At 56.9% G+C, this 25,200-nt stretch carries 17 protein-coding genes and 1 pseudogene; 6 read left to right on the plus strand and 12 right to left on the minus strand.

Annotation, left to right across the window (positions count from 1 at the left end; translation table 11 throughout):
• Window positions 1-556: 556 nt before the first annotated feature.
• Entirely contained in the window at window positions 557-2,152 is a 1,596-nt protein-coding gene (gene serA, locus EKH49_RS08465) for a phosphoglycerate dehydrogenase (protein ID WP_128470495.1), read from the minus strand.
• 473 nt (window positions 2,153-2,625) lie between these two features.
• Between serA and EKH49_RS16885 the strand changes: the two are divergent.
• Window positions 2,626-2,817 (plus strand): annotated as a pseudogene (locus EKH49_RS16885) (FAD-dependent oxidoreductase); the annotation flags it as partial.
• Between the two features lie 113 nt (window positions 2,818-2,930).
• On the opposite strand, the gene EKH49_RS08475 reads toward EKH49_RS16885, so the two are convergent.
• From EKH49_RS08475 to EKH49_RS16545, 3 genes are all read right to left on the minus strand, one after another.
• Entirely contained in the window at window positions 2,931-3,635 is a 705-nt protein-coding gene (locus EKH49_RS08475) for a class I SAM-dependent methyltransferase (RefSeq protein WP_201739584.1), read from the minus strand.
• A 429-nt stretch (window positions 3,636-4,064) separates the two neighbouring features.
• Complete coding sequence (locus EKH49_RS08480; RefSeq protein WP_128470497.1) at window positions 4,065-4,316, minus strand: hypothetical protein; 252 nt, start codon at window positions 4,314-4,316, stop codon at window positions 4,065-4,067.
• A 48-nt stretch (window positions 4,317-4,364) separates the two neighbouring features.
• The gene (locus EKH49_RS16545) at window positions 4,365-4,538 is read right to left on the minus strand and encodes a hypothetical protein (RefSeq protein ID WP_161567484.1); all 174 of its coding nucleotides are present in this window, start codon (window positions 4,536-4,538) and stop codon (window positions 4,365-4,367) included.
• Between the two features lie 58 nt (window positions 4,539-4,596).
• On the opposite strand from EKH49_RS16545, the gene EKH49_RS08485 reads away from it, so the two are divergent.
• From EKH49_RS08485 to EKH49_RS08500, 4 genes are all read left to right on the plus strand, one after another.
• Window positions 4,597-6,978, plus strand: a complete 2,382-nt coding sequence (locus EKH49_RS08485; protein ID WP_128470498.1) for a SpaA isopeptide-forming pilin-related protein — start codon at window positions 4,597-4,599, stop codon at window positions 6,976-6,978.
• Window positions 6,979-7,069: 91 nt separating this feature from the next.
• A complete protein-coding gene (locus EKH49_RS08490) occupies window positions 7,070-8,269 on the plus strand; it encodes a SpaH/EbpB family LPXTG-anchored major pilin (RefSeq protein WP_128470499.1) in 1,200 nt (399 codons plus the stop codon).
• Window positions 8,270-8,332: 63 nt separating this feature from the next.
• Window positions 8,333-8,461: an LPXTG cell wall anchor domain-containing protein gene (locus tag EKH49_RS08495; RefSeq protein ID WP_145964440.1), complete on the plus strand. Its 129-nt coding sequence runs from the start codon at window positions 8,333-8,335 to the stop codon at window positions 8,459-8,461.
• Window positions 8,462-8,654: 193 nt separating this feature from the next.
• Window positions 8,655-9,497: a class C sortase gene (locus EKH49_RS08500; RefSeq protein ID WP_236641096.1), complete on the plus strand. Its 843-nt coding sequence runs from the start codon at window positions 8,655-8,657 to the stop codon at window positions 9,495-9,497.
• Between the two features lie 503 nt (window positions 9,498-10,000).
• Here EKH49_RS08500 and EKH49_RS08505 read toward each other — a convergent pair.
• The 5 genes from EKH49_RS08505 to EKH49_RS08525 form a co-directional block, all read right to left on the minus strand.
• Window positions 10,001-11,314: a sugar transferase gene (locus tag EKH49_RS08505; RefSeq protein WP_161567485.1), complete on the minus strand. Its 1,314-nt coding sequence runs from the start codon at window positions 11,312-11,314 to the stop codon at window positions 10,001-10,003.
• A gap of 421 nt (window positions 11,315-11,735) precedes the next feature.
• The gene (locus EKH49_RS08510) at window positions 11,736-14,129 is read right to left on the minus strand and encodes a helix-turn-helix transcriptional regulator (protein WP_236641097.1); all 2,394 of its coding nucleotides are present in this window, start codon (window positions 14,127-14,129) and stop codon (window positions 11,736-11,738) included.
• Between the two features lie 185 nt (window positions 14,130-14,314).
• Window positions 14,315-16,843 carry a helix-turn-helix transcriptional regulator gene (locus EKH49_RS08515; protein ID WP_161567486.1) on the minus strand — a complete coding sequence of 843 codons (2,529 nt, stop codon included), beginning with the start codon at window positions 16,841-16,843 and terminating at the stop codon, window positions 14,315-14,317.
• Window positions 16,844-17,098: 255 nt separating this feature from the next.
• Window positions 17,099-17,539 carry an adenylyltransferase/cytidyltransferase family protein gene (locus tag EKH49_RS08520; protein WP_128470504.1) on the minus strand — a complete coding sequence of 147 codons (441 nt, stop codon included), beginning with the start codon at window positions 17,537-17,539 and terminating at the stop codon, window positions 17,099-17,101.
• A 25-nt stretch (window positions 17,540-17,564) separates the two neighbouring features.
• Window positions 17,565-18,779 carry a glycosyltransferase gene (locus tag EKH49_RS08525; protein WP_201739585.1) on the minus strand — a complete coding sequence of 405 codons (1,215 nt, stop codon included), beginning with the start codon at window positions 18,777-18,779 and terminating at the stop codon, window positions 17,565-17,567.
• A gap of 596 nt (window positions 18,780-19,375) precedes the next feature.
• Between EKH49_RS08525 and EKH49_RS08530 the strand changes: the two genes are divergently transcribed.
• The gene (locus EKH49_RS08530) at window positions 19,376-21,730 is read left to right on the plus strand and encodes a right-handed parallel beta-helix repeat-containing protein (RefSeq protein WP_128470506.1); all 2,355 of its coding nucleotides are present in this window, start codon (window positions 19,376-19,378) and stop codon (window positions 21,728-21,730) included.
• A gap of 55 nt (window positions 21,731-21,785) precedes the next feature.
• Here the strand turns inward: EKH49_RS08530 and EKH49_RS08535 are convergent, their stop codons facing one another.
• Genes EKH49_RS08535 through EKH49_RS08545 form a run of 3 tightly spaced genes read right to left on the minus strand, consistent with a single transcriptional unit; the run spans window position 21,786 to window position 25,175 of the window.
• Window positions 21,786-23,081 (minus strand): O-antigen ligase family protein, encoded by a 1,296-nt coding sequence (locus EKH49_RS08535; RefSeq protein ID WP_128470507.1) that lies wholly within the window; start codon window positions 23,079-23,081, stop codon window positions 21,786-21,788.
• Window positions 23,078-24,448: a Wzz/FepE/Etk N-terminal domain-containing protein gene (locus tag EKH49_RS08540; protein WP_128470508.1), complete on the minus strand. Its 1,371-nt coding sequence runs from the start codon at window positions 24,446-24,448 to the stop codon at window positions 23,078-23,080. The genes EKH49_RS08535 and EKH49_RS08540 overlap by 4 nt, the downstream gene beginning before the upstream one ends.
• Complete coding sequence (locus EKH49_RS08545) at window positions 24,441-25,175, minus strand: CDP-alcohol phosphatidyltransferase family protein (protein ID WP_128470509.1); 735 nt, start codon at window positions 25,173-25,175, stop codon at window positions 24,441-24,443. The genes EKH49_RS08540 and EKH49_RS08545 overlap by 8 nt, the downstream gene beginning before the upstream one ends.
• Between the last annotated feature and the right edge of the window lie 25 nt (window positions 25,176-25,200).

Below are 25,200 nucleotides of genomic sequence, written 5' to 3' on the forward strand. Positions count from 1 at the left end.
TATCCCAATAAATGGCATTCAGCTAATTACCAGCCCAGTTCTTGTTTTAGAAACCTAAATTCAATCAACAATTAACCATACGTTCACGTAAATTTCTCATCCTATTCATATTTTGATTCGTTATTAAACTCTTAGGCGGTCGTAGAAACTTTTCAGGAAATGGGTTGGCAGTATCATTCTCTTAATAATTATTACATTTGAAACCTTGCACAAATAGCGCAAATCGCTGCCGACACTTTAGTAGTCCTGCCTCCATTCATGCGAAAAGAATTGACGTACAGTCAAAAGCAGAACACTGAGACTGAGGGGTGCTGCCGCGAATTACATCCGAAGCACTTTTACACTCACAATTCGGGCATCAGTCGACGCAGTGTGCATCAGAAGCAACGAACGATGAATGAACGCTAAATCAGTGCTTTAAGTAAGCAACCCGTCCGGTGATCTATGAGATCTTCGGACGGGTTGCGAATGAGATTAAGTTCAGTTAGTCAGAGACTACCGCTGCACATTTGCGGACATTACGGTCATCCAGTGCGCCTGACGCATGACGCAGCACCTAGTCAGCCAGGTTGATCTCTCGTGCAACACTGGCACCGATCGCAGCGCCAACCACGTCTAGCACGCCCTGCGGCAGCGCCGAATCGATGTTGATGACTGCCAACGCTTCAGCCTTCTTTTCGTCGCGCGATACCTGCATGCCGGCGATGTTGACGCCCTGCTCCCCCAGTACGTTGCCCAAGGAGCCGACGACGCCCGGACGATCCGCGTAGCGAACGACGATCATGTGATCGGAAATCGGGATTTCGATCTCGTGACCGTTGATGCCCACCAGCTTCTCAATCTGCTTGGGCCCGGTCAGGGTGCCAGCCACTGCAAGCTGGTTCCCTTCATTGGTGGATCCCTTGATGGTCAGCTGGTTGCGGTACTCAGGCGAGTCTGGGGTGGTGATCAGACGAGTGGCGACGCCGCGCTGCTCAGCCAAGACTGGTGCGTTCACGTAGGAAACCTGGTCCGACACAACATCCATGAAGACGCCCTTGAGCGCGGAGAGCTCCAGAGCCTTGACGTCGAGTGTAGCGATTTCGCCAGCAACCTCAACATCAATGCTGGTCAGCGAACCGGATGCCAACGCGTTGAAGATACGGCCAAGCTTTTCAATCAGCGGAATACCCGGGCGGACGTTCTCATCGATCACGCCGCCTGCAACGTTCACTGCATCTGGAACCAGCTCGCCAGCCAAGGCCAGGCGCACCGACTTGGCAACCGAAACACCGGCTTTCTCCTGTGCTTCGTCGGTCGAAGCACCCAGGTGCGGGGTCACAGTGACATTGTCGAATTCGAAGAATGGGAGGTCAGTGCTTGGCTCCTTGACGAAGACGTCAATGCCAGCACCGGCAATTTCTTCATTCTTCAATGCTTCATACAGAGCGTCTTCGTCCACCAGGCCACCACGGGCCACGTTGACCACGTAGGCGGAATTCTTCATCTTGGTGAAGGCTTCCTTGCCCAGCATGCCCACGGTTTCCGGGGTCTTCGGCATGTGGATGGTGATGAAGTCGGCTTCAGCCAGCAACTCGTCCAAGGTCAGCAAGGTGACACCCAGTTGTGCGGCACGTGCCGGGGTGACGTATGGGTCATAGGCAACGATCTCCATGCCAAAGCCCTGCAGACGTGCGGCAACCAGTGCACCGATGCGGCCCAGACCGATGATGCCGGCCTTCTTCTCGAAGAGTTCAACGCCAGTGAAGGAGCTTCGCTTCCATGCGCCGCTCTTCAGCGATGCATTGGCTGCTGGAATGCGGCGTGCCAGCGACACGATGTGGCCAACGGTCAGTTCGGCGGCGGAGATGATGTTGGAGGTTGGTGCGTTGACTACCATGACGCCAGCCTGGGTGGCTGCCTTGATGTCCACGTTGTCCAGGCCCACGCCGGCGCGGGCGATGACCTTGAGGTTCTTTGCGGCGGCAATTGCCTCAGCATCTATCTGGGTGGCGGAGCGCACGAGGATTGCGTCTACGTCGGCAATGGCTTCGAGCAGCTGGGAGCGGTCGGCTCCGTCGGTCTGACGAATTTCAAAGTCGGGGCCGAGGGCAGCAACGGTTGCTGGGGAGAGTTGTTCGGCCAGAAGTACGATTGGCTTGTTGTCAGACACTGGTGTGGCACCTTTGCGATTTCTTGGGCTGATGCTTGCATGGAAGCAGCTGTTAATCGCTGCTTCCATTTCCAGAGTAGCGCTATGTATCCTCCGTTTTCCCTTGAATTCACGCATGTTACGCAGGGAAAATCCGACTTTGTGAAAACTTTCACTTATTCGCTAGACTGTGACGAGCACTAACTCGCGCCGCGTGGTCAAGCCTACATTTACCGCGCAGGACCGTCGTGGATTACGTAATAATTCCCCGTACCGCAGGTCCATTTGAGCTGGGCCCCCGGCACCGATACATCACGTCAATTTCTTGCCACAGCGGATCCGTTCAGCGTTCAAACGATACTCATGCTGTTGCCCACTTCCTGCCAAATCGAGTACAAGCACTTATGGACGCGGTAATGCACCCCGGATACCATCAGTGAGCATCTGAATCCTCCGCTACACCAGGAGTTGCGGACTTATCTTCTTGGGGAGCCATGGAAACACGTATCGGGATTATTGGCGGCGGGATCCTCGGGATTGCCATAGCCCGCGCCCTGTCCACCACCGCGGGGCATCACGTCACGGTGCTAGAGAAGGAAACAACCCTGGCCAACCACCAGACCGGACGCAACTCCGGCGTAGTCCATGCTGGGTTGTACTACCAGCCTGGCTCGCTCAAGGCCCAGCGCCCTAAGCTCCCCAGCAGTTCCCTCCATCCGCCAATCCGTCAATCGTCTGCCGGGCATCCAGTCCGGCAGGTGTCCAGTTCCTGGCACGGAATCGCCAGGTGGCCTGCGTCCTACTTGGCTGATCGCAAATCGAAGAAGATGAAGCTCAAGAACGCGTCCCGCTCGCGTATCCTCTCGGGCACGATCTGCTCGGGCGCGTCCTTGGAATAAGGCGGTTCCCAGACTTTCTCGATGCTGAAACCGGCTTCCAGGAAGGCGGTCATGGTCTCATGCAGCGGCCGATGCCAATAGGTCAGCGACGCGGCCTGGCCGGCGAAGGACAGTTCATCGGTGTACTGGACCCGCTGGAAATAGTCTTCACCCGGGTGATTCCACGGGTACAAGATCGGATGGTTCAGCGAGAGCAAGAGCCTGCCGCCAGGCTTGAGCACGCGCCTGATTTCTGCCAGTGCCCGCGTCCAGTCCTCCATGTAGTGCAGGACCAGCGAGGCTATAGCGCCGTCGAAGGACTCCGCGTCGTAGGGCAAGTGCTCCCCCAGATTGGCCACCTGCAGATCGGCCCCGTCACCGAGCCGCGCACGCGCCAGATCGATCATCGCCTGGCTCGCATCGAACCCGCTCACGAATGCACCGCGCGCCATGAGCTCGTGCGCGAGCGGTCCCGACCCGCACCCGATATCGAGGATCCTGCGCCCGGCGACCTCGCCGGCCATCTGCAGCATTGCCGGACGCTCGTAGAAGGCATTGAGCAAGCTCGAATCATTCTCATCCGAATAAGCCTGGGCGAAGTCGTCATAGTTGGTTCCAGTAGCCACCGCTCAGCTCCACTCAAGTTCATTTTTGTTACTTCTGAGATTTTTTAAGACCCCACAATATCCGTTTTTCAAGAAACTCGCGTTTTCTCGGCCTTGCCAGCCAATATATTTAGCGTCCGCATCGTTTTATTAATCTTCGATGTTGACGAAAATGAAAATCATCCGATACGCTGTCGCCATATCACTCGACCGGATGTTGGGGGTCCGGCAAAACTTGGGGAAAGCCAGTTGATCGTGGGGATCAAGTGGCTGAAATTTTGGCACTCGTTTTGGGAAACGAGCACCATATTCAACGCACCAGTCTGCGTTCTCTAGGTTTAGCACCCCCAGTGTCCACGGATATTGGGGAATTCTTTTGTTTGGCAATCCTGTTGGGGACAGAGTTGCGCGTCGGAAATTGAACCGCCGCCATCAATCAACGCCGTTTTTCTAGCGAGCTTCATCGTTCAAGACGATTTCCGGTGCCGCCTTGGCCCTGGCGCTAACAGCGTCAGTTGCCTTGCCTGCGGTACCGCAGACGTTTACAGCGGCCACCGCAGCCCAGGCTGATACGGAACTAGCCGCTACCGTCGAACCGACCCAGGACTCGAGCACCGAGATTTCCCGCACGAGCGGCCCGGCCGGCGAACGCTCAGCCAGCGCATCGGCAACCGCCAGTGCTGAGGAAGTTCTGAAGACCAAAGAACCGGAGCTTCCATCGCCATCTGAAACGACAGCAGCTCCAACCGCTCAAAGTACCGCGAGCCCGGAACCGACGAGCTCACCGAGCCCAAAGCCCTCCAGCGCGCCGAGCCAGTCCGCTTCGCCTGATCCAGCCCCCACGCTTGCTCCCTCGCCAATTTTGATTCCAGAAGCCACGAAGGCTCCAAAGAACACTGATTCTTCGCCGAGCGCCAGTGCCAAGCCGAAAGAATCCGCTTCAGCGAGCCCCGAGATGAAGCTTCAAGAGCAGAACGAAGTCATGAATGCAATCACTTCGACCTGCACGGACACGCAGTTCCTCAACGCAGTCATTGGTGGCGTCGAAATCGATGGCAACCTCTGCTCCAATGGCGCAGAGGATTGGACCACGATACTGAATGGTCCTGTCGCAAATGACGGCAACAACGACAGCACGCAGTTCACAGAGGGCGCTTCCGAAACCAACTGGCCTTGGACAGGACAAAAGATCGCGGGCGTCAACACCGCCGGTGACAAATCCGACATCACCAAAATCTACGCCACGCAGCGTTCTGTCGACGGAAACGTCTACGCCTTCTTCGGCTTCGAGCGTGCCACGGCGAACGGTACTACTCAATTCGTCATTGAGCTGAATGCCGAACCGAACCCCTCGCCTAATTCCCCGTCTCCGAATCGCAGCACCGGCGATTTGCGCCTGCTCATCGAGCAGGGCGGAAACAACACCTTGACCCTGACTCGGGCCGACGAGTGGAACTCAACCGGTGCCACTACTGGTTCGTGGACCCGGCTGCCCAGCACCGCCGGCTTCACCGGCATCGCGAATGACAAGGCCATTGGAAACTTCGACCGTACCGGGAATCTGGTCAAGGGTGCCTTCGCCGAGATGAGCCTCAACCTGACGGCCCTGTTCGGCAATGCGGATTGCAGCGGCAACTACGGAACTCTCAATGTCCGCTCCAGCGCTTCGGGTGATACCTCTTCCCTGAAAGACTGGGTGAAGCCGATTGCCTTGAGCATTCCGAGCACCTGCTCAAGCGTCCAGGTCGATAAGATCTGGGAGATTGACGGCCAGAGCTACAGCCACGGGCAGCAGCCAGCCGGATTCACCGCCGCACTGAAGCTCGGTGGCCGAGACGATGCGGTCTTCGGCACCAGCTATGCCACCCGGAGCAACGGCTCCAGCTACGAGCAGGGACAAACTGTCACCATCGATGAAACCGTCGACGCCTTGCCCGCAGGCTGCACCAACGTCGCTTCCGGAGATATCGGATCGCACACTCTGGGCGCCGGACACAATAGCTTCACCATCACCAACAAGGTGACCTGTACTGAACTGACCCTGGTCAAGAAGGTCGTTGGCGATGCCTCCGCGGACAGCTGGACGCTCACCGCGACGGGCCCTACCCCGCTCAGCGGAGCCACCGGCTCGACTGCTGTCACCGATGCGGGCGTCAAGCCAGGCACCTACACCTTGGGTGAGACTTCGGGTATCGAGGGCTACCGCCTGACCAGCATCAGCTGCGGCGAGAACCACCCGGTGACGCTGGACGAGAAGACGGTAAGCATTGCAGCTGGCGACAAGGTCACCTGCACGCTGACAAATACCGCCGAGGTGGCATTGACTGTCACCAAGACGTGGATTGTCAACGAGGTTGAATACCCGGACGGCGAGCAGCCTGTTGGTACCGCCAAGCTCACCGTGGACGGCGAGAAGGCCGCATTCGGCGACACCATCACCGGCTACCTGATCGGCGATGAGGTCGCGATCGCTGAAACTGTCGAAGACCTGCCGGCACTGTGCACGCTGACCAGCACCACCATCGACGGCATCGAGGGCAAGACAGCTGCCCATGCCATGACCGGTGATCCCGATCCAAACGTCGTCAAGGTCGTCAACACGGTTGACTGCGTCCAGCAGCTGACCCTCATCAAGAAGGTCGACAACGAGGAGTTTGCAGGCACCAGCACTCCCGACGACTGGACCCTGACTGCAACGGGCATCGACCACGAGTCCGTGTCAACCGGCAAGACAGGCGATGCTGCGGTGACAAAGGCCGAGGTGCCCGTCGGAAACTACACCTTGTCGGAGAACGGTCCGGCAGGCTATGCGGCCGGCGCATGGACTTGCGAGGGCACCGGCAGCTACGCGGACGGCAAGCTCAAATTGGAACTCGGCCAGGAAGCCACCTGCACCATCGTGAACACCGCGAATCCGGGCGCAGTCACCTGGACCAAGACCGATGCGCAGTCCCGGTTCCTGGCAGGATCCGAATGGGAACTGACCGGACCTGATGCCGGCACAGCCGTAGCCATCACCGACTGCACCGAGGAGGGATGCGCCGGGCCGGATCTGGATCCACGAGCTGGCCACTTCATGCTGGAAGACCTTAAGTGGGGCAACTACACCTTGACCGAAACCTTGGCACCTCCGGGCTACAAGCTCGGAGAAAATCCAAGCATCGATTTCACTGTTGCCGGTGATGAACTGCAGGTTGAACTTGCAGCAGTCGTCAACGAGCAACAGGAGGGACCGGCCCTGCCGCTGACCGGCGGCATCGGACGGGACCACGTATATCTTCTAGGCGGCACGCTCCTCACGCTGGGGCTTGGCGCGCTAGGGACCCGGTTCTGGACCACCCGGCGTAATCGCACGATTCGCTAGGTCCTCGAACCACCACATCACCACGCGCTGCCGGATTCATTTTGGGGGGCCGGCAGCGCACCATTCGCAAACACTTCACTAGGGAGAGAACGTGTTCACCGAACAGAAACTCGGCAAGCTTCTTGCCGGAGCCAGCGCACTGGCGCTGGCAGGCGTTGGATTCTTGGGGGCCACCGCCGCAAACGCCGCTGAAACCGGAAACATCGACGGCAGCAAGCTGGGGTCGATCACCATCCACAAGTCCGCGGCCGCCGCAGGAGAGGCCGGCGACGGCACCGCGCTGCCGGAGGATCCTCAGCCAACCCTGGAGGGTGTCACCTTCACCATCCAGCCGGTCTTGCATGACGGGGTCGAGCTGGATCTGAGCACCGCCGAAGGCTGGGAGCTCGCAGAGGCGCTGGGAACAACCCCAACCCTCCCGCTGACCGGGGATTACTCGCTGGGCACTAGCCAGGCAGTGACCACCGATATCAACGGCGTCGCCACCCTGTCGGGTCTGAAGCTCGGCCTGTACCTGGTGACCGAGACCGATTCGGGCAACAACCTGATCAAGGACAAGAGCGCACCGTTCTATGTTTCCGTGCCTAATCCGCAAGAGAATGGCGCGTGGAACTACGACGTGCATGTCTACCCGAAGAACACGCTGAACGAGATCAACATCGTGAAGACCGTGGATGATGCGGCACTGCTCATGGGCGATACCGTCACTTGGACCCTGGAAACCGAAGTTCCGGCTTCCTCGCTGCCGTACAAGTCCTTCAAGCTGACCGATGTCCTGCCAACCGGGCTTGAATTCATCTCCTGGGATTCCGTCTCCATCGGTGGCACGCCACTTGGTGATGGCGACTACACCATCTCGGATGACAACACGGAGATCACCCTCACCGCGGCCGGCTTGCTGAAGCTGGACGGTGCCGGAGCCACCACCTTGACCGCAGTGCTGAAAACCAAGGTCACCGCCATTCCAGAGGATGGCAAGATCACCAACGATGCCACTGTGACCATCAACGGCACCAGCGACAACGACCCGGCCACCACCAACCTGGGTACGCTGAAGCTGATCAAGATGGATGAAGACCAGAAGATCCTGCCGGGCGCCGAGTTCGAGCTGTACGCAGAGGCTCCAGTTGATGGCCAGCCAACTGGCGAACCGCTGGCCACGGGCGTATCCAACGAGAACGGCGAGATCATCTGGCAGCTGCACCTTGGCATCGAGGGCGACGCCACCGAGGACTACTGGGTTCTGGAAACCAAGGCACCGGCCGGCTACGTGCTGCCAGCCAACCCTTGATCCGGTGAACTGATCGTCAACGGTGGCGAGGTCATCACCAACGAGGTCACCAACCACAAGCCAGTGGGTCCTAACCTGCCAATGACCGGTGCACAGGGAACCATGCTGTTCTCGATTGCCGGTGTCGGCCTGATGGGTGTGGCCGCTGGCGGCGCCCTGCTGCAGCGTCGCCGGGCACGCCAGGGGAACTAGTTCCCTCAGCCGCGATCCCGCAACTCACTAAGTGGTGGGAGGCACCATGCCTCCCACCACTTAGCCGTTTCAGAACCACTTTTCGCCAACTTCAACGGTCTAGAAACCAGGACGGCAAATGACCACCATGCACTCGGCTCATTCCCTAGCTTCCGGGAAGCCGCAAAGATGGAAGCTTCCGAAGACAACTTTGGTGATAGCTCTCGTCTTTCTCCTTGGTAGCCTGACCCTGCTGTACCCGACTACGGCCAGCTGGTTTGCGCAATACAATCAATCCCAGACCATTGGAGTCATCAACTCCGACATTTCTGCCGAGGAGCCAGAGCTTCTGCACAAGGAAGTGGCAAGGGCGCAGGAGTACAACGAGAAGCTCGTGGGCGGGGCGTTGCTCTCCCCCAGCAGCAACGTGCCAACCAGTGACGGCCGCACAGCATCTGGACTGCGGTACGACGATCTGCTGAACGTCAGCAGTGATGGACTGATGGGACGACTGCGTATCCCAGCCATCAACGTTGACCTGCCGATCTATCACGGCACCGATGCGGCGACGCTCGAACGCGGTGTAGGCCACCTGGAAGGCACCGCCTTACCGGTGGGCGGCATCTCGCGGCATACGGTGCTGACCGCGCACCGGGGACTGCCCGAAGCGACCCTGTTCAATGATTTGCCCAACCTGGAAATTGGAGACACCTTCACCATCGAAGTTTTCGGCGAGGTGTTGACCTACAAGGTTTTCGAAACCCAGACGGTGCTTCCTGACGAATCCAAGGCTCTCATCCCGAGATTCGGCCAGGATTTGGCTACCCTCGTGACCTGCACTCCGCTGGGAATTAATTCCCACCGCATGCTGGTGACAGCGGAGCGTATCCTGCCGACCCCCATCGCGGATATCGAGGCCAGCGGCAAGACCCCGGACATTCCGGGCTTCCCCTGGTGGGCAGTCTTTGCCGGTGCCGCTCTGGTCTTCTCGGCCCTGTGGGTTTACATGGCTGGCCGGGTGAAGCCAGCCGAGGAAGCTGGTCCCCTCAACTCGTAGGTGAGGCGTTCGGTGTCCGGGCCAACATGGCCTGCATACGCCAAATAATAGGCAACGGCGGCCGCTTCCCGAAGCTATTGCCGTATCCGGTGTGCGAAGCGCAAATGGATACGCAGAGCCAGAGTGCCCACAGTCAATGCCTTCAGGCGAGCATGCCATTTGGCCACGAATCTGTCGTGGCCGACTCCATCCAGGGCTAGAACCGGAGGATTCATTTTCCACGGCGGAACAGCTCGAATGAAATAGCAATACCGGGTTTCAACAAAACTGACGATTCCTGCCGATCCTCCCCGAACTTCACTCGACGAAGTGCAAGTGATCCTGCAAATGCCTGTCTCCGAAGTCGATGAGTTCTATTGCTGCACTTCCCTCGGGCAAAGCGCGGTCCCGTATCACTGGGGAGATACGGGACCGCGCTCCCCTATTTGCGGGGGAACAAACAGGGGCCACAATCGACATTTCGATTCCGTTGGGGGCGGACCTGCCGATTCTTCAAGGAAGCTCTAATACGCTCCTTGAGGTCTAATCATTGCCTTGAATGTATGCCACATGATGATCAGGTCTCCCACTACCGACCAATTTTCGACATAGTACAAATCCAGGCGGACGCTTTCATCCCAGCTCAGATCGCTGCGCCCGCTGACTTGCCACAAACCGGTGAGCCCAGGCTTGATCAGCAGCCTGCGGAAGGTATGCGATTCATAGGCGTCGACTTCGCTTTGCAGCGGCGGCCTCGGGCCAACTAACGACATGTCTCCGCGCAGCACATTGATGATTTGCGGCAATTCGTCGAGCGAAAGTTTACGCAGGAATCTGCCGATTCTGGTAACGCGCGGGTCGTTTTTCATCTTGAACAATGGGCCGGCGCCGTCGTTGGCATGTTGCAAGTCTTTCAGCCGCAGTTCAGCATCAACCACCATTGTCCGGAACTTCAGCATGGTGAATTCCTTGCCGTTCTTACCAACACGCCGCTGGGCGAACACCACAGGACCCGCTGAGTCCAAACGGATTGCCAAGGCGATCACGGCAAATAAAGGCATGCACAACACGAGCCCGACTAGTGAAAAGAGAATGTCCAGAAGCCGCTTGGTTTGCATCATGGCTCCGTCGAATACCGGGGGCTCGACATGCATCAGCGGCAGACCTTCCACCGGACGCATGTGAATTCGCGGACCGGCAACGTCAGTTAGCCCGGCGGCCAGAATCAACTCGGTCTTGGTCTTCTCAAGACGCCAGCCCAACGTCCGTACGGATTCAGCGCCACTGACCAGGCCCCCGGCAACCATCACGGCATCAGCACCATGAATCTGGATGAGCTGCTCCAGTTCTTCCAAGTTGTGGGATACGGGAATATCTCCCAAGGACACGGGAGCGCCGCTGTCCTCGATCAGAGCGACAATTTCGTACATTCCAGCAGACTTCTTGGCGAGTTGCCTTGCCAGGTAGGTGATGTCTCTGGAATTTCCAACCACAATGACACGATGCAAAGTCGCGCCGTTAGCCGCCCTTGCGTGAAGGATACGACGCATCATCCAACGCGCTAGGAGCAGCAAAATGGTTGCTGGTAAAATCCCGGCTAGAATCAGCTCTCTTCCGATGCCCACTTGGCCCGCTAAGGCACCGATGGCAGAAATGCCTGCCGTGACGAAGCTTGCGCCAAGTACACGTTTGTACTCTTCGGATCCCACTCCCAAGGTGTCTGTCCGGCGAGTTCCCCTCACATGCAGCATCAATAACCACAGACTGAAGACTGCAATCCCTGCGGAAACATTGCTGAAGGATAGTTCTATTCCGAAAGCTCCGAAGACTGCAATCATCCAGATTCCTGTGATCGCTGTGTCTGTAACCACCAGGGTTTGCAACCATCGCTGCCGGCGTTCTCGTGCCGGTGCCCAAGCTGGCCTTGCTTCAGTTGCAACTGGTTCCCCGGTGTTGCCCAAAGCATTCAAACTGGATAAACGAGGTTCCCCTACCCCACTTACCATGTATTCCACTTCCCCTCGTGGTCAAAGTTGCGAGTTGGAAGTATGGTGAATCTGTCTTTTCTGCGCATAAGACGCGTATACAAGTTGGCTGACTAGCCAGATCCCCAAAACTCCCCGATCCACAATCTATGCAGTGGGAAGGGACAATTCACGGGTACTTCATACCCGGTATGCTCTCTTTAAGCACTCCCAAGGGAGAGCAGCCTACCTAGTTCTACGTGGTTCCTGGCAGGTGACTACCTAAACCGGTATATTACGCGAGTTCCAGCGCGTTCAGTCCTGTTCTGTCGCTCAGTCCGAGTTTGGCGAAGGCACGGTACAGGTGGCCTTCAACGGTTCTCACCGACAGGTTCAGTTCCATCGCAATTTGCTTATTGCTCAGACCACGAGCCGCCCATTTTGAAATGTCCAATTCCCGGGCCGATAGGCCATGTTGTTCCAGGACTTCCGCCACCGCCGGCAACTTGTCGAACTTTCGTCCCCCTCGGTACAGATGGCGACGGGCTTCGGCGGCTAACTCGCTGTCATCGGAACACGCCCGCAACACTTCCGCCCACACGACATCCTTGGCTTCTGTAGGTACCTGCCCGTTTCCTCGATCGATGAGGTCTGCCAGCCCCTGAGGAGAAGAGCCGAGACGCATTAGTACTTCGGCGATGGCCCTATAGCGTTCTGAAACGGTGCCTCCAGCAAGCCTGCGCAGAACGCCGTTGCTGCCGGCAACGATGTGGCGGGCTTCAGCCGAACGGAATCGGTAAAGATGCCAGAATCCCTGAATGGCGACCTCTGGCAAGGCTGAATTAACGAGTCGCTCGACGGCTTCCTCTAAATTGCTCGCCTCGTCGGATGGCAAGGCTAGTTCCTCCAGTGCTGCCAAAGCCCGGAACAGTGGGTTGGGCTCTGGCAACGAAGATTTCGCGTTGAATGCCAATTCCCGAATCACCGGATCCTGCAGTTCGGGGTCTCGCAATAGCACCGCCACGGCAGTGTGCTGTGCACTATCCAAGGCACCCGCCGCTTTGAAATCAGCGGTAGCCTGAATCAATTCTGCTAGGCAGAGTTCATGCTGCCCAGCGTGCTCTGCCTGCCAAGCTTGTGCGGTCGACGCCAGAGCATTCAGCAGCAGTCCCCGTGGCCAGTAGGCATGCAGCGACTTTTGCAGAACATGCACTTCCTTAATGTCCTTGCCTTGCACTTCCTGAGCCAGCAAGACCGAGGCATATGCACGCAGTTTGTGTCCGAAAGTTCCCTGATCACCAAGTCTCATGACTGCGGCGCCTACCTCCGGATCGTCGATATCCAGGATCAGGTGATCCAGCCCGAACATCAATGCCGAGAAGACGACCTCGATCGGCTGGGAATCTGCGAGAACGGTTTTAAGTTCTTCCGATGGAACGCTACCGTTCCTGCAGGCTTGCACAAAACGTACCAGCGACAACCGCTGGCTTACGTCCCCTCTGGTATCTTTCGACGATTGTTCTTGCATTCGTTCCAGCGCGTTCACGGCGTCCTTTAGAACATCGTTGTTTTCGAAGTACTTTGGCAGAATCGTCACCCAGAAAATTGAGAGCGACTCAGCTTCAGCTTCGGAGACAACGAATGACGACAGGCGGACTAGATCGGCCATGGCGTCAATGTCCTGGCCGGTCTTCGCCATTGCGCGCAGCTCTTCAATTTGGCGCAGCACGGAAACCGGCGAGTTGCTCGGTGCGGTGGCGAGTTCATAGGCTTCACGATATTGCCCTTCGTCATTGGCGGCGCGTGCCGCTTCAGCCAGTTCGTGATCCGTGGCTTCTCCCCCGGCAAGCAACGACCAAAACACCCTGCGCCATCCCATGCCAGTAAATCCGAGGTCGGCATAGCTGGGGATTGCCATCAATTCTCCCGCCTCGTCCGGCGGCATCTTACGAATTACCATGTCTTCCAGCAGCGTTGAAGCCAACGCAATTTCGCCCTGTTGAGCATGCCGCAGCAACCCAGCAGAAAACGCCCACGAGCCACCATAAGACAGCCATCGCTGGCAAAAATTGATGTCGCACGTGCCAGCAAGGATGATCTGTTTAATGGCAGTCGCGTCCGCACGGGACAGCTGTTCAAAGACTAACTGGATCTCGGTGTCAGTCCAGTCGTTTTGGAGGAGTTGCTCAATGCAGAGCACGCTGTAGCCGGCGACGTGCTGCCACATTTGACGGCTCTCAACTTGTCCGCACACGAGCATGACAAGTTCGTATATCCCCCCGGTCAACGACATGATTTCATTGACACTGCCAGTGGTCGGAGGAGCTTCGGTAATGCGCTTCAATTCCGTGGCCACTTGATCTTCACTCAGCGAGCCCAATTCCAGGGTCACCGAAACGTTCAAGGACTGGAATGGCTCAAGATTAGCTACATGGCCGATATCGTCATCGGTCAATAAACACAGATCCACGATCCGGGATTGAACAATCTGAGCAAGGATGTAGGCCGACTCTGGATCCATATGATGCGCGTTTTCCATCAACAGCAAGGCCGGTACTTCGTCCTGGTACCTGGCCGCTGACAACGCCTTGTCAAGTGATCTCATCACTGCGAGGAAATCAGTCGTTGCAGGTACGGTGTCGATCAATGAACTCAGCGCCCCGAAGGGAGTATCCGTTTCGCTGGGCAAGCAATTGACGGTAAGGATAGGACGGCCCACGCTCGTGGCACACCGTTGGATATCCATGACGAAATCAGCTTGCCCACACCCGAAATGGCATAGCACAACTTTGCAATTCGGGCCGTCCGGAATCAACGAATCTATTAAAGCTGTGGCCAGAATCGTCCGAGGTTTGTCTACAGCGGTCTTCGAACTCACTTGCCAGAGCCCCGCTGCTCGTTTTCAACCAGGGCCCTAAGTTCCTTGCGGTTTCGCAGTCCCAGCTTCACGTGTATCTGGTAGAGATGGCCTTCGACAGTTCGAACCGAAATTCCGAAGTGCTCGGCAAGCTCGGCATTGCGCAAGCCTCGAGCCGCCATCATTGCGACGCTTCGTTCCCGACTGGTCAATGGAGCGTGCCAAATGTTGCGTGACGCTTTGTCGGTAGCTGAGCTGATCTCCGCATAAGGGTGTTCCTCGTCCAGGCTCTTAATGCTTGCGATGCAGCGTTGCAGCTTTCGCCGCAGAACAGTATTGCCCTTTGGCATGCGATTCAATGGCAGGGCGGCATGGTAGATGAGTCCATGCGATGCGATGGCGCATGCGATCTCTACTTCGAGATGCTCATCTTTTTCCAAGAGCGCCTCGTTAAGCGCGCAAAGCATATGCGCCGAGTTGTCATTCATCGCATCTGTCAGCACACGCATTTGGTCCCGAGGCATGGCGAAACCCAAGGCAAGGCTTACTGAGGTGGCACGGCACGCAGAGAAATTTTGGCCGAGTTCCAAAGCCTGCTGAATGTAATCAGCCAGGTCGTTCTGGAGGCGGGCATCTGGATTCTGATAGGCACGGCGCAAAAGCCTGGCATAAGAGTAGCTCCAGTGACCCGGTTCAGCGGGCGAAGGGGTTTCGTCGCCTGCTACGGCCAGCGATCCCGCTTGCGCCCGATTGCCTGCCATAGCTGAAGTAAGTGCATAGACTTCCTGCTGAACTTGTGCATCGACGGGATACATCGATGATTGTTCTTGGTCGATGACGGCAGACAGCGCCTTCTGGCATTCCGCGATTCGTCCATGGTGGAGCTGGCGAATAGCGCCGAAATACTCCCTGAATCCTGCGGCTGTCGCATCCATGTAGTCGCTGTTATCGAGTAGCTCATCCATCTGATCCATCACTGGCCACAGGCACAAATTGGATGACAAGCTGTACACCATGAAAGCCACGTGCGGGTGCCATAGCAGCAAGCGTTGGTCGCGCAGATGGGTTTCGCAGCGTTTCAACTCAGCAACAGCCCAACGCACGAGTCTTTCGGCACCGACGAGCTTTCCGCCAAGGTTCCAGTCGTAGGCAACGCACAGCACACCCGCAATTCGAGTTGCTTCATCAGGCCAGCGCTGGTCATTGAGGCAACGAACGATGCCGTCCGTCGAATCGTCGGTAAAAGGTGTTTGCGGCCAGCCTCCCGAACGCACTGCCAAATACCATCTTGGGATGCTGAGCTCGGAGTCGTCAGTCTGGGCTTCTCCGCCCAAGTCGAGTACCGTGACTGCTCCTGCAATGTCGCAAACGTTCATTTTGGCGAAGAATTCAGCCAAGGTTTCCAAACTGCTTGGTGTGAGCCCGCTAGCAGGCTCTGCGTTGTCCAAACGGTTTGGCTGCTGCCCCGACCGGCCGGGATTATCGGAGCCCGGACAGGTCCTTGCGGAACTACCGGATATCATTCCCTGATTCACCGAATCGTAAATTCCTTGTTCGTCCCAGGTCCTTCGCTCGACCATTTGCTGAGGATGAGCCTGATACTTCGACTTAATCCTGCCAGCGCCAGCATTCTCCACTAGTCCGAGAATGAATAAGCGCGACAGCGCCTTGGCTTGTTCCTTGTCGTCGGTGAACTCCCAGGCGTTCACGATGTGCTGCCCCTCGATACGCCTGAGAAGCTGGCGCTCACTTGCTGATAGGCGCACCGTCCTCGTGTCGAAGGATCTGAGATATTCAGTCTGCGGAGCTACTGTAGTGTCCAATACCCATGTTTGGCGCTCTGTCCTTAGAACCCTGCGTTCAAGATCGGAGTCCAACAGTGTTTCTAAGCTTCCCAAGTCGCCGTGCGTCCGAGCCCAGTAATGGGCACGGACTTGTGCACTGATTCTACCCGCTAGACGACGCTCTATGTAGCTGTTGAATTCTTCCTGAGTCGCCGAGAAGGGGTTGAAAAGGACGAGGTCACGCCGCCGGAGGAGCAACGAGAAAAGCACCCCCAGGTTTTCTATTTGATCCGTCAATAAAATGAGCTGGATATTTCCCGAGGCAACTAATTTGCTGAGAATTCGTTCGCTTCGTGAATCCAGCAGATGGGCGTGCTCAACTATGACCTTGGCTGGCGATGGGGGGGATAAACGAGCAAACTCACCCTTGAGCCAATGGAAGACCTGAATGTCGTTGCTGAGATCTACAGCTTCGGTGCTCGATAGCATGTAAAGCAACGCACCAAGGCCCATGCTCTGTGAGAATTTGCTGCATGAAATCCTGATTTCCGGAGCATCGCGTTCAAGTAGCGGGATGACTTCCTCAATCAGATGGCGGTGCCGCTCATGCGCTCCCATACGGATCACTGCGCCGTTAGCACCTTGCTTGCCGAGTGCATCATTCAACCAACCAGCGCTGTAACTGACAATGTACTCATCAGGATTGCCGGTTACTACAGGCACATGTGATGCCTGTCCCCCAATTTGTAATGCCGTAGCCACTTGTTCCCCCATGAACTAGCGATCTCCGCACAAGTTCCCCCAATGGAATTTCATGCGCGGTAGGTTTTCTTTAGCTTACTCTTTCTTTACCGTAATTTTACTGAATGCCGGAATTATATCTCGTCAATTTTCCCAAAGTCGTACTTTTTTAAGCCCTGAAGTTCCTCAACCCTTCTGGCTAATTCTTCAGTCGCCACCATGCCTTTCCTTTGTCCACAGGCCGCCCAAAGACGAGAATTCGCCATGCTATGGGACTTAGGCCTTGAGTGCACGAGGAACTTTGGGCGTCATGGCATCCAGCGCTGAACGTAATCGTGTACTTGATGTGTGCACCGTATAAGGGAAGTACTCGGTCCTTACACCCACGGACGCGAACATGCGCTCAAGCTCGATGCCCTTTTCGGTACCTTTCCAATCGTCGCCTTTGAAAAACACATCGAACTTCACTTCGTTCCAGGTATCCAGACGGTTGGCGCTAGTTTCGATGAACACCTGATCCACGTAGGAGATGTTCTGCACTATTTCAGCGCGTTCCAAGGTAGGAATCACGGGCGAAAAACCCTTGCTTTCCAAAATGCGCTCATCCGACACCACACCAGCGATCAAAAAGTCGCAGCGCATCTTTGCCTGGCGCAGAATGTTCAGATGTCCAACATGAAAAAGGTCGAATGCTCCAGCGGCATATCCAACGATCATTGTGAGTCTCCTGCCTAGATATCGATTATTGCTTTGCCACTGGTTCCTGTGCGGGCTGTGGACGCCGAACGATGCCAAGTACTGCAGATCGAGCGCGCGCCGAAAATGCGCGTTTCTTGCGTGCAAGATCCAGGCACAATGCCTCATAGGCATCGGCAACCTTCTCCCAGTCGTAATCACCGGCTCTTTCCAGAGCCGCTGCAGCCCGTGATTGAACTCTGTTCCGATCGTGCTCTGCTTGCTCGACAAGCCTGGCGACGTCTTGCGAGTTAGTGAAAAACTCCCCGGAGTCACGTAGGACTTCCCGATTGAAGTTCACGTCGAAGGCGTTCACGGCAGTACCGGCACCAATGGCTCGCAGCAACGACGGATTAGTTCCGCCTACCGAGTGACCGTGCCAGTAGACCAGCGCCTGTGCGTAGAGTTCATCGAGCAGCTCCTGGTCCCAGACGCCTCCGAGGAACTTCACTGAAGCGCTGGCCGCCTCATGAACCTGCTGAGTATATGCCTGGGCATACGGAGCCGAACCGACCACAATCAGCGGCAGCTTGGCATTTGATTGCGCATAGCCGCGGACGATCATTTCAACGTGGTTTTCTGGTTCGAATCTGGCAACCACGAGGTGATAGCCGCCGGGCATCAGACCAAGCTCGCCGATGCGATCTTTGCTCTCAGACGAGAGTCGCGGAGCTCCATAGGTGATTAACCGGGTCGGTGCAGAAAACTTCTTGGTGTAGTAGTCGGCAATTCCCTGGGCATCAGCGATTAGCTCGTTGGACCACCATACGGCCAGGCGTTCGCAGATCAGGTAGTACCGTTGCCCTGCAGGACCCCACTTGGCTCGCTTCCATTCCAGTCCGTCTACATGCGTAGCCGCCGGAATGCGTCCAAGTGCCAGTACCGGCAAAAGCGGAGAGTTGGCTGCATTGAAAACCAGCGCGGCATCGGGACGCTTGAACAACGCATGAATGACCGACAACGCTGTATGGCTCAGCGTCTCCAGGCTGCGTTTCTTGAGGGCCGGCAGATGAACCAGGCGCATCCCTAGGTGCTCCCGTTGGCGTTGCTGGGGTTCAGTCCCCCTGCAATACACCGTGATCTGGTGACCACGTGCAGCCAAACGCCGACCTACTTCTTCTATAGCCGTTTCAAACCCGCCATACCGGGCCGGGACCCCTCTGGTACCGATCATTGAAATATTGAGCCGCGGTTTAACACCGCTGTGCCCGACGTCCCCCATTACGTTCCCCCAAGATTGCTCGATTCCGTTGCAATGGAATCGGGCTCGTGACTTTGAGTGATGTTGCGTCCCCACGAAACATCACCTAGCCAGCGAGTGCGAGTGCTGTTCTAATACCCGAAGAGACTAGTTCTCCAGTTGTTAATGTGCATGGGTACACGACTACTTGTTGGCACAGTCAACTACTTGGCTCGACTACTCACATTCCTCCCTGACCGGCCTAAAAGCGCAAGGTAGCGCTGTTAAAGGTCCGTCAAGGGTGAATATCACATTTACATAACGATGGATGCCGTGCCAGACTTTTCATGTTGCAGATTTGCGCGGTCTGCAAAACTGAAATCGTATACACCGATCCGGTGCCACGCCTTTTTGCTGGGGAGCAAGACGTGCCCAACGAGGACTGACCGCATTTGCGTCCCCCTTTTAGTCAATCCCCCATTGCAATCCGTACCTCCGCTACTGCACGCCCGCAAGCTCTAACCCGGTTGGCCGTTGCCACCACGCTCGGTGCCTTGGTAGCATCCGGACTATCGCTAGCCCCGACGACAGGCACCGCTGCTCCGGCGAGCGCAGCTACCCACAACCTGGCCGACTCCATGAGCCGCACTTCGACCACCGGTTGGGGCGTTCCCGAGACCGGCAAGGCCTACTCGCTGAACAGCTCAAGTCGTTTCTCCATCTCCAGCGGAGTAGGCGCTATCAAGCTTGTGCCGGGCAAGAACAGCTACGCTACCTCGGCCATCAACCAGGCGAACGCCAAAGCCCAGTTAGACGTTTCTTTCGATTCCCTGCCTCAGGCAGGATCCCTGTACGCACATCTGGCGTTGCGCCATTCTGCTGATTCTCGTTACGAGTCTTCCTTGCGGTTGACCGAAGGCGGAAAGCTGACCCTAGAAGTTTCGAAAACGGCCAACGGACAGAAAACAATACTCGATACCCATGTCATTCACGACAAGGTGACGATTGGCAAGGCCTACCGTTTGGAGTTCTCCGTAGCGGGTACCGAGTCGCCGAAATTGCAGGCACGTGCCTATGCAGGTACTTCGGCCCCGGCCTGGCAGGTGAGCACCGTGGATAAGAGTGCTTCGGCCATTACCAAGGCAGGGTCGCTGCGTACAGGCGGTTATCTGTCCAGCAAAGCTACTAAAGCATCCGGGCTTCATGTAGATAATCTCTTGGCCTCGTCTGCATCAGCAGGAGTGACCGAGCTCCCCGAAGATTTCGAGCCCGAGTTCAGTACCCCTGATGAGGTCTTTACTCCAGAACCCAAGCCCGAGGCCGAAGACAGCACTCCGGAAGCATCGCCAGATCTTGCTCCTGATTCCTCGCTGCCTTCCACCGCACTGTATGTTTCGAACGACGGCTCAAACACCGCCAAGGGAAGCTTCAGCGCTCCGATGCGTTCTATCGCCACCGCAATCAGCAAAGCCAGCAGCGGGCAAACTATCGTGGTGCGTGCCGGCAGCTACCACGAGTCATTGACTATTCCGACTGGCAAGAAGATTCACCTGCGCAGCTACCCGGGCGAAAAGGTCTGGCTTGATGGCTCCTCAGTCCTGAAGAATTTCAGTTCCGCTAATGGCCGCTACTCCACTACGTGGAATCACGATTTTGATTCCTCCCCTACGTACACTCGTGGTGCCAAGGACAACACCCAGGAAGCGTGGGGGTTCATCAACAAGGACTACCCGATGGCAGCACATCCGGAGCAGGTGTGGATTGATGGTGTTGCGCAGAAGCAGGTTGGGTCGTTGTCTGCGGTGACCGCAGGTACTTTCTACGTGGACCATGCCGGCAACAAGCTCACCCTGGGCACGAATCCGGCGGGCAAGTCGGTCAGGGCCAGCACCCTCATCAAAGCGCTGAGCATCCGTGCTGACGGTTCCACCGTCAACGGAATCAACGTGCGCAAGTACGCTCCATCAGTTCCAGACATGGGTGCAATCACCACTGAAAAGCCAGGTATCTCGCTATCCAACCTGACCGTGGAAGACTCCGCCACCACTGGCATCAACGTCAGCGCAGTGAACAACAAGATCTCCAATGTGCGCATCCAGCGTTCGGGCATGCTCGGCATGAACGCGGTCTATGCCGATGGGTTGAGCGTCAACAAGCTGGTCTCTACCTCAAATAACCTCGAACGCTTCAATTCCTCGCCGGTTTCCGGCGGCCTGAAGATTACCCGCTCGCGTGGGATCACGGTAAAGAATTCCACGTTGTCCAGCAACAAAGGTCCAGGGCTTTGGATCGACGAGTCGGTCTACGATTCCAAGGTGCTCAACAACGACATGGTGAACAACACCGGCCATGGCATGTCGCTGGAGATCTCTGCCAAAGCGATCGTTGCCAATAACCGCATCATCAATAATGGTGGCAACGGGTTCAAGCTGAACAATTCGAGCGATGTACAGATCTGGAACAACACCATCAGCGGGAAGAATCGTGTGCTGAACATCGTGCAGGATAAGCGGCGCGGGGCCAACAAGTCGGACGCAGGCCATGATCCGCGCCAGCCCTTCCCCGATGCAACCATGCCTTGGATCATCAAGAACATCACGGTAAAGAACAACGTATTGTCCAATACCGGCGGCGGCAACGCCATCATGGCCGTTGAAGATTTCTCCAAGGAATTCACCGCAGACCAATTGAAGATCTCCTTGGCTTCGAATGCCTACCACCGGACTGGCACGGCCAATCCAAAGTGGTCTGCTGTCTGGGCGAACGCTGCGAGCAATCCGCATGTCTACACCACCTTGGCTGGGTTCCAGAAAGCCAAGGGGCAGGACAAGTCTTCCTTTGAAATCACTTCGAGTTCGGCACTCACTAGCGGCAATGAATTGTCGGCTTCGGTGACCAACAAGGCGGGCAATGCCACAGCACTGCCATCCAACATAGCGTCGCTGATTTCCAAGACCGCAGGAAGCAAGCGAGTAGGACACTACGCGCGCTAAACTTGCGTCCACACCAATCGGAGGACACCACGTCAGGTGTCCTTCGATTGGCGCTTTAACGCGCTTTCCTGCCGCTCAGTGACAAGGTGCCATGCCTGTCCCAGTCGATGCTTATCCGCGCGCTGGGGCGTTCCAGATTAAGTGAAATGGCAAAGAAGGCCAGGAACATCACCCCGGCGTCGATGAGCCCATTTTCCATGAAGGAACGCACCAGGATGAAGGCCAGGAGGGGAAGGAACAACGTCCTCGCATTGGCGGTTTTCAAAACCCTGAGCACCACTGAGGAAATCCACAGCACAGCAATTGCGGTTCCAATGATTCCGCTCTGCGCCAGCAAGGATATCCAAGATGAGTCGAAAACTTGTTCTTCCCAGTATTGCCCTTCGACAGCGATGGTTTTGGTGCTCAGACCGGTGCCTACCCAGCGTTCCCAGGTGTCCCACGGCAGATTCAGCACCACGGACCAGCTAATCGTCCGCGAGTTCAGAGTCAGCAATGACGCGCTATCTTCCCTGGCCAGAAGGTTCTGCAACACCGGGGTCATCAGCAACGTATAGGTCAGCAGCGGGAATGCGATCAGGGCCGCGATCACTGTCTGTATCGGGATGTGGCGGATCAGCAGGAGCATCAGTCCGGCGGCCGCCGCGGCGCCGATCAAGGCCGTTCGCGATTCCGAGAGAAATAGCATTCCGGCTAGCATCACGAGCAGGGCCAGATGCCAACAGTGCACCCGTGCGCGGATTCCTTCATGGAGCAGCAGCAACGCTGGCACACCTGCGAGCAGCGCAATTTCGTTCGGGCTCAATGGCGGAATTCCACCGGAGAGCCTTGCGCCACCACCGAGCGCCAGCCCCGTTCCGGCACTCAGCGCCCCGACGATCGCCATGGCGAAAGACAAGGCTACCAGCGTTTGCTCCGCCGAATACGTGCGCATGACGAGCATCAGGGTTAAGGCCATCATGAGCACCCTGATGGCGATCACCGCTGAGGCCATCAAGTCGCCGGCAGCAAAAGCACCGATGAGGCTCACCGCGAGGATCATCAGCAAATAGTTCAAGCTTCTGATACCCAAAGGACGGGCAAGGCCATACTTTTTGGCCAATACCCAGGCCCAAGCCAATGCCGCGCTTTGCATCAGTGCCTTAAGAGCGACCACCGGATCAACGCCACCTGTGTAGAAGGCTCCTTGGCGCCATGCAACAACACACCCGACGCACATCAAGGCTATGGCCGCCAAATGCCACGCCTTTGGCTCAGCTTTCGGTTCTGCGGCGTAGCTGGTTGCCGGCAGCAAGGACGGCCAGCTGGGAGTAATCGCGCCCCTGGCAACACTGAAGTTAACCATTGTCATCCACGCGCTTTACCGTGGATGATCACCAGACCGGTGGCTCCCACGCGCACGGCGCTGAGGTCATCAACTATCTGCCGGAGCTTCTTGTACGTAGTCTGCTTCGTCTTTGCAGTTACCAGAACGCAGTCGCAGTGCAATGCCGCCACGGACCCGTCAACTGGTTCCGCTTCCGAGGTTGTCATGACAATGACTACATCGTAGCTTGCTTCCAGCTCGCAAATCAGCGACTCCAGCAACCGGGAAGCATCGAATTTCCTCAGCATCTGCGTCGTGGTTCCGGCAGGAAGAATACCCATCGGAATATGTTCGCGCTGCTGGACAGCCACATCCAGACTCGTCATTCCGGTGAGCACCTCGCTCACCCCAGGCTCCGAGCCCGGGACCAGTTGCTGCTGCTGGGCGTCGCCATAGACCACGATGGCCTTCTTGCCCATGCTTGCGAGCGCAATGCCTAGCTGTTCCGCATCGAAATGCGTTCCGCTATTCGAATTAAGCACCAGGATCCTCCGCGGCAGATGGCCGTCGTTGGACAGCAGGATGTTCGACAGCAGTTGCCGGTAGCCGTTGAGCTTGCGCGGACCACCCTTGTGATGCTGTTGCGAATCCAGCACTTCGCCGATGACCGGCAACTTGATGATCCGCTCGGTATCCTTGGCGCGCAAAATCCTTGGATCGACACGATCGATGAACATCGCAAGAAGCAGGCCGAAGCTCAGCCCGAAGACCAGGCCCACGGCCGCATTCAACGTCTTGCGCGGCGATATCGGATCAGCCGGCATGGTGGCACGCACCGAAAGCGTCGCGGTGACGACGAGTTCCTCGGGGTTCGTGTTCTCCAGTGCTTCGATGTTCTTCGCGAGCACGCGCGCGGAAACATTCGCCAGGTTCGCGGCCACGCGTGGTTCCGAGGCTTGCCCGGTCACTGCGAGGAGCACCGTGTCGGCAGGATTCGTCGCACTCAACGATTCCTTGATTGCCTCGAAATCCATGTCCGTATCGAGTTCACCCCGGACTTTTTCGATAAGCAGCGGATCATTAATGAGCTGCGGATAGGAACCGACGCGTTGAAGTGCAAATTGGCTTCGGGCATAGGACGTGTCGTTAGCCGACTGCGCCTGGATGAACAGAACAGCTTTCGCCGAATATTTCGGCGTCATCATCGAGGTCGCCAGAAGGCTTCCGGCAAGGCCCAGGATGATTGCCAGTGCAATCCATGCCCACCGGGTGCGCAGCACCCGCAAATAATCGCTGAGCTCCATCGGCTGCTTTCCGCTGAGCCTGCTCTCATCAATCCGATAGGATCCATGGCCGGCTTGTTGCTGCTGGGTGTAGGTGTACTGGCTGCGGGTCTCCAATTTCTTAGCCAAAGGAACGCACCTCCCGGTACCATTTGCGCAGTGCCAGGATGATGAATCCCACGTTGGCCACCAGCAGCAACAGGTAGAGCGCAAGGAATACCGGCTGCAGGAACATCAGGCCGAGCACCAAGCACATCAATCCGAAATCGGTTGGCACCACAGCCAAGGAGTACAACGCTGAGGATCGGCCTTCCCCTTTCAGGAAATGCGTACGCGTGCCTTGATTCAGCCGACGCAGCTGGTCGGTGAGAATCATCGCGAAGAACTGGACTGTTGCGACGATCTGGAAGCAAATCGCCACCGCATACCAGCGTTCGTCCAGGTCAGTGAACCGGTAGAAACTCACCAGTACCGCAAGATGAAGCATCGCTGTCTTAATGGCGTCGACAACATGGTCCAGCCATTCGCCGGCGGCAGATCCGCTGTTCTGCAAGCGTGCTAGCTGCCCATCGGCCGAATCCAGGGCATAGCCCAGAACCAGCAAGCCGGCCACCAATATCCCCTGCCACCAGGTTGGGCGCAGCAGCACAATTATCGCGATGGCACTGAAAGTGCACAGCGCGCTGATCCCGGTGACCTGATTAGGCGTGAGCCCCATCTTGTAGGCCATGGCTGCCAGGCGCCGGCCCATGGGACGGTTGATGTACCTCGAGTAGGCAGGTGCGCCCTTCGATGTTTTTTGCCGTTGGGCAAGTTCAGCTAGTGCCCAGCGGTAGTCCCCAGTATTTTTCAGCATTGAGTCCCCCATGACCCGTTTCCCA

Origin of the sequence: Glutamicibacter sp. HZAU, assembly GCF_004100365.1 — a bacterium.
In the GTDB taxonomy this organism is placed as follows: Bacteria; Actinomycetota; Actinomycetes; order Actinomycetales; family Micrococcaceae; genus Glutamicibacter; species Glutamicibacter nicotianae.

Bases quoted from the DNA above. Each gene is read 5' to 3' on its own strand.
- EKH49_RS08485 (WP_128470498.1), top strand. From the start codon at position 4,597: ATGAATGCAATCACTTCGACCTGCACGGACACGCAGTTCCTCAACGCA.
- EKH49_RS08505 (WP_161567485.1), bottom strand. From the start codon at position 11,314: ATGATTGCAGTCTTCGGAGCTTTCGGAATAGAACTATCCTTCAGCAAT.
- EKH49_RS08520 (WP_128470504.1), bottom strand. From the start codon at position 17,539: ATGATCGTTGGATATGCCGCTGGAGCATTCGACCTTTTTCATGTTGGA.
- EKH49_RS08525 (WP_201739585.1), bottom strand. From the start codon at position 18,779: ATGGGGGACGTCGGGCACAGCGGTGTTAAACCGCGGCTCAATATTTCA.
- EKH49_RS08530 (WP_128470506.1), top strand. From the start codon at position 19,376: ATGAGCCGCACTTCGACCACCGGTTGGGGCGTTCCCGAGACCGGCAAG.
- EKH49_RS08535 (WP_128470507.1), bottom strand. From the start codon at position 23,081: ATGACAATGGTTAACTTCAGTGTTGCCAGGGGCGCGATTACTCCCAGC.
- EKH49_RS08545 (WP_128470509.1), bottom strand. From the start codon at position 25,175: ATGCTGAAAAATACTGGGGACTACCGCTGGGCACTAGCTGAACTTGCC.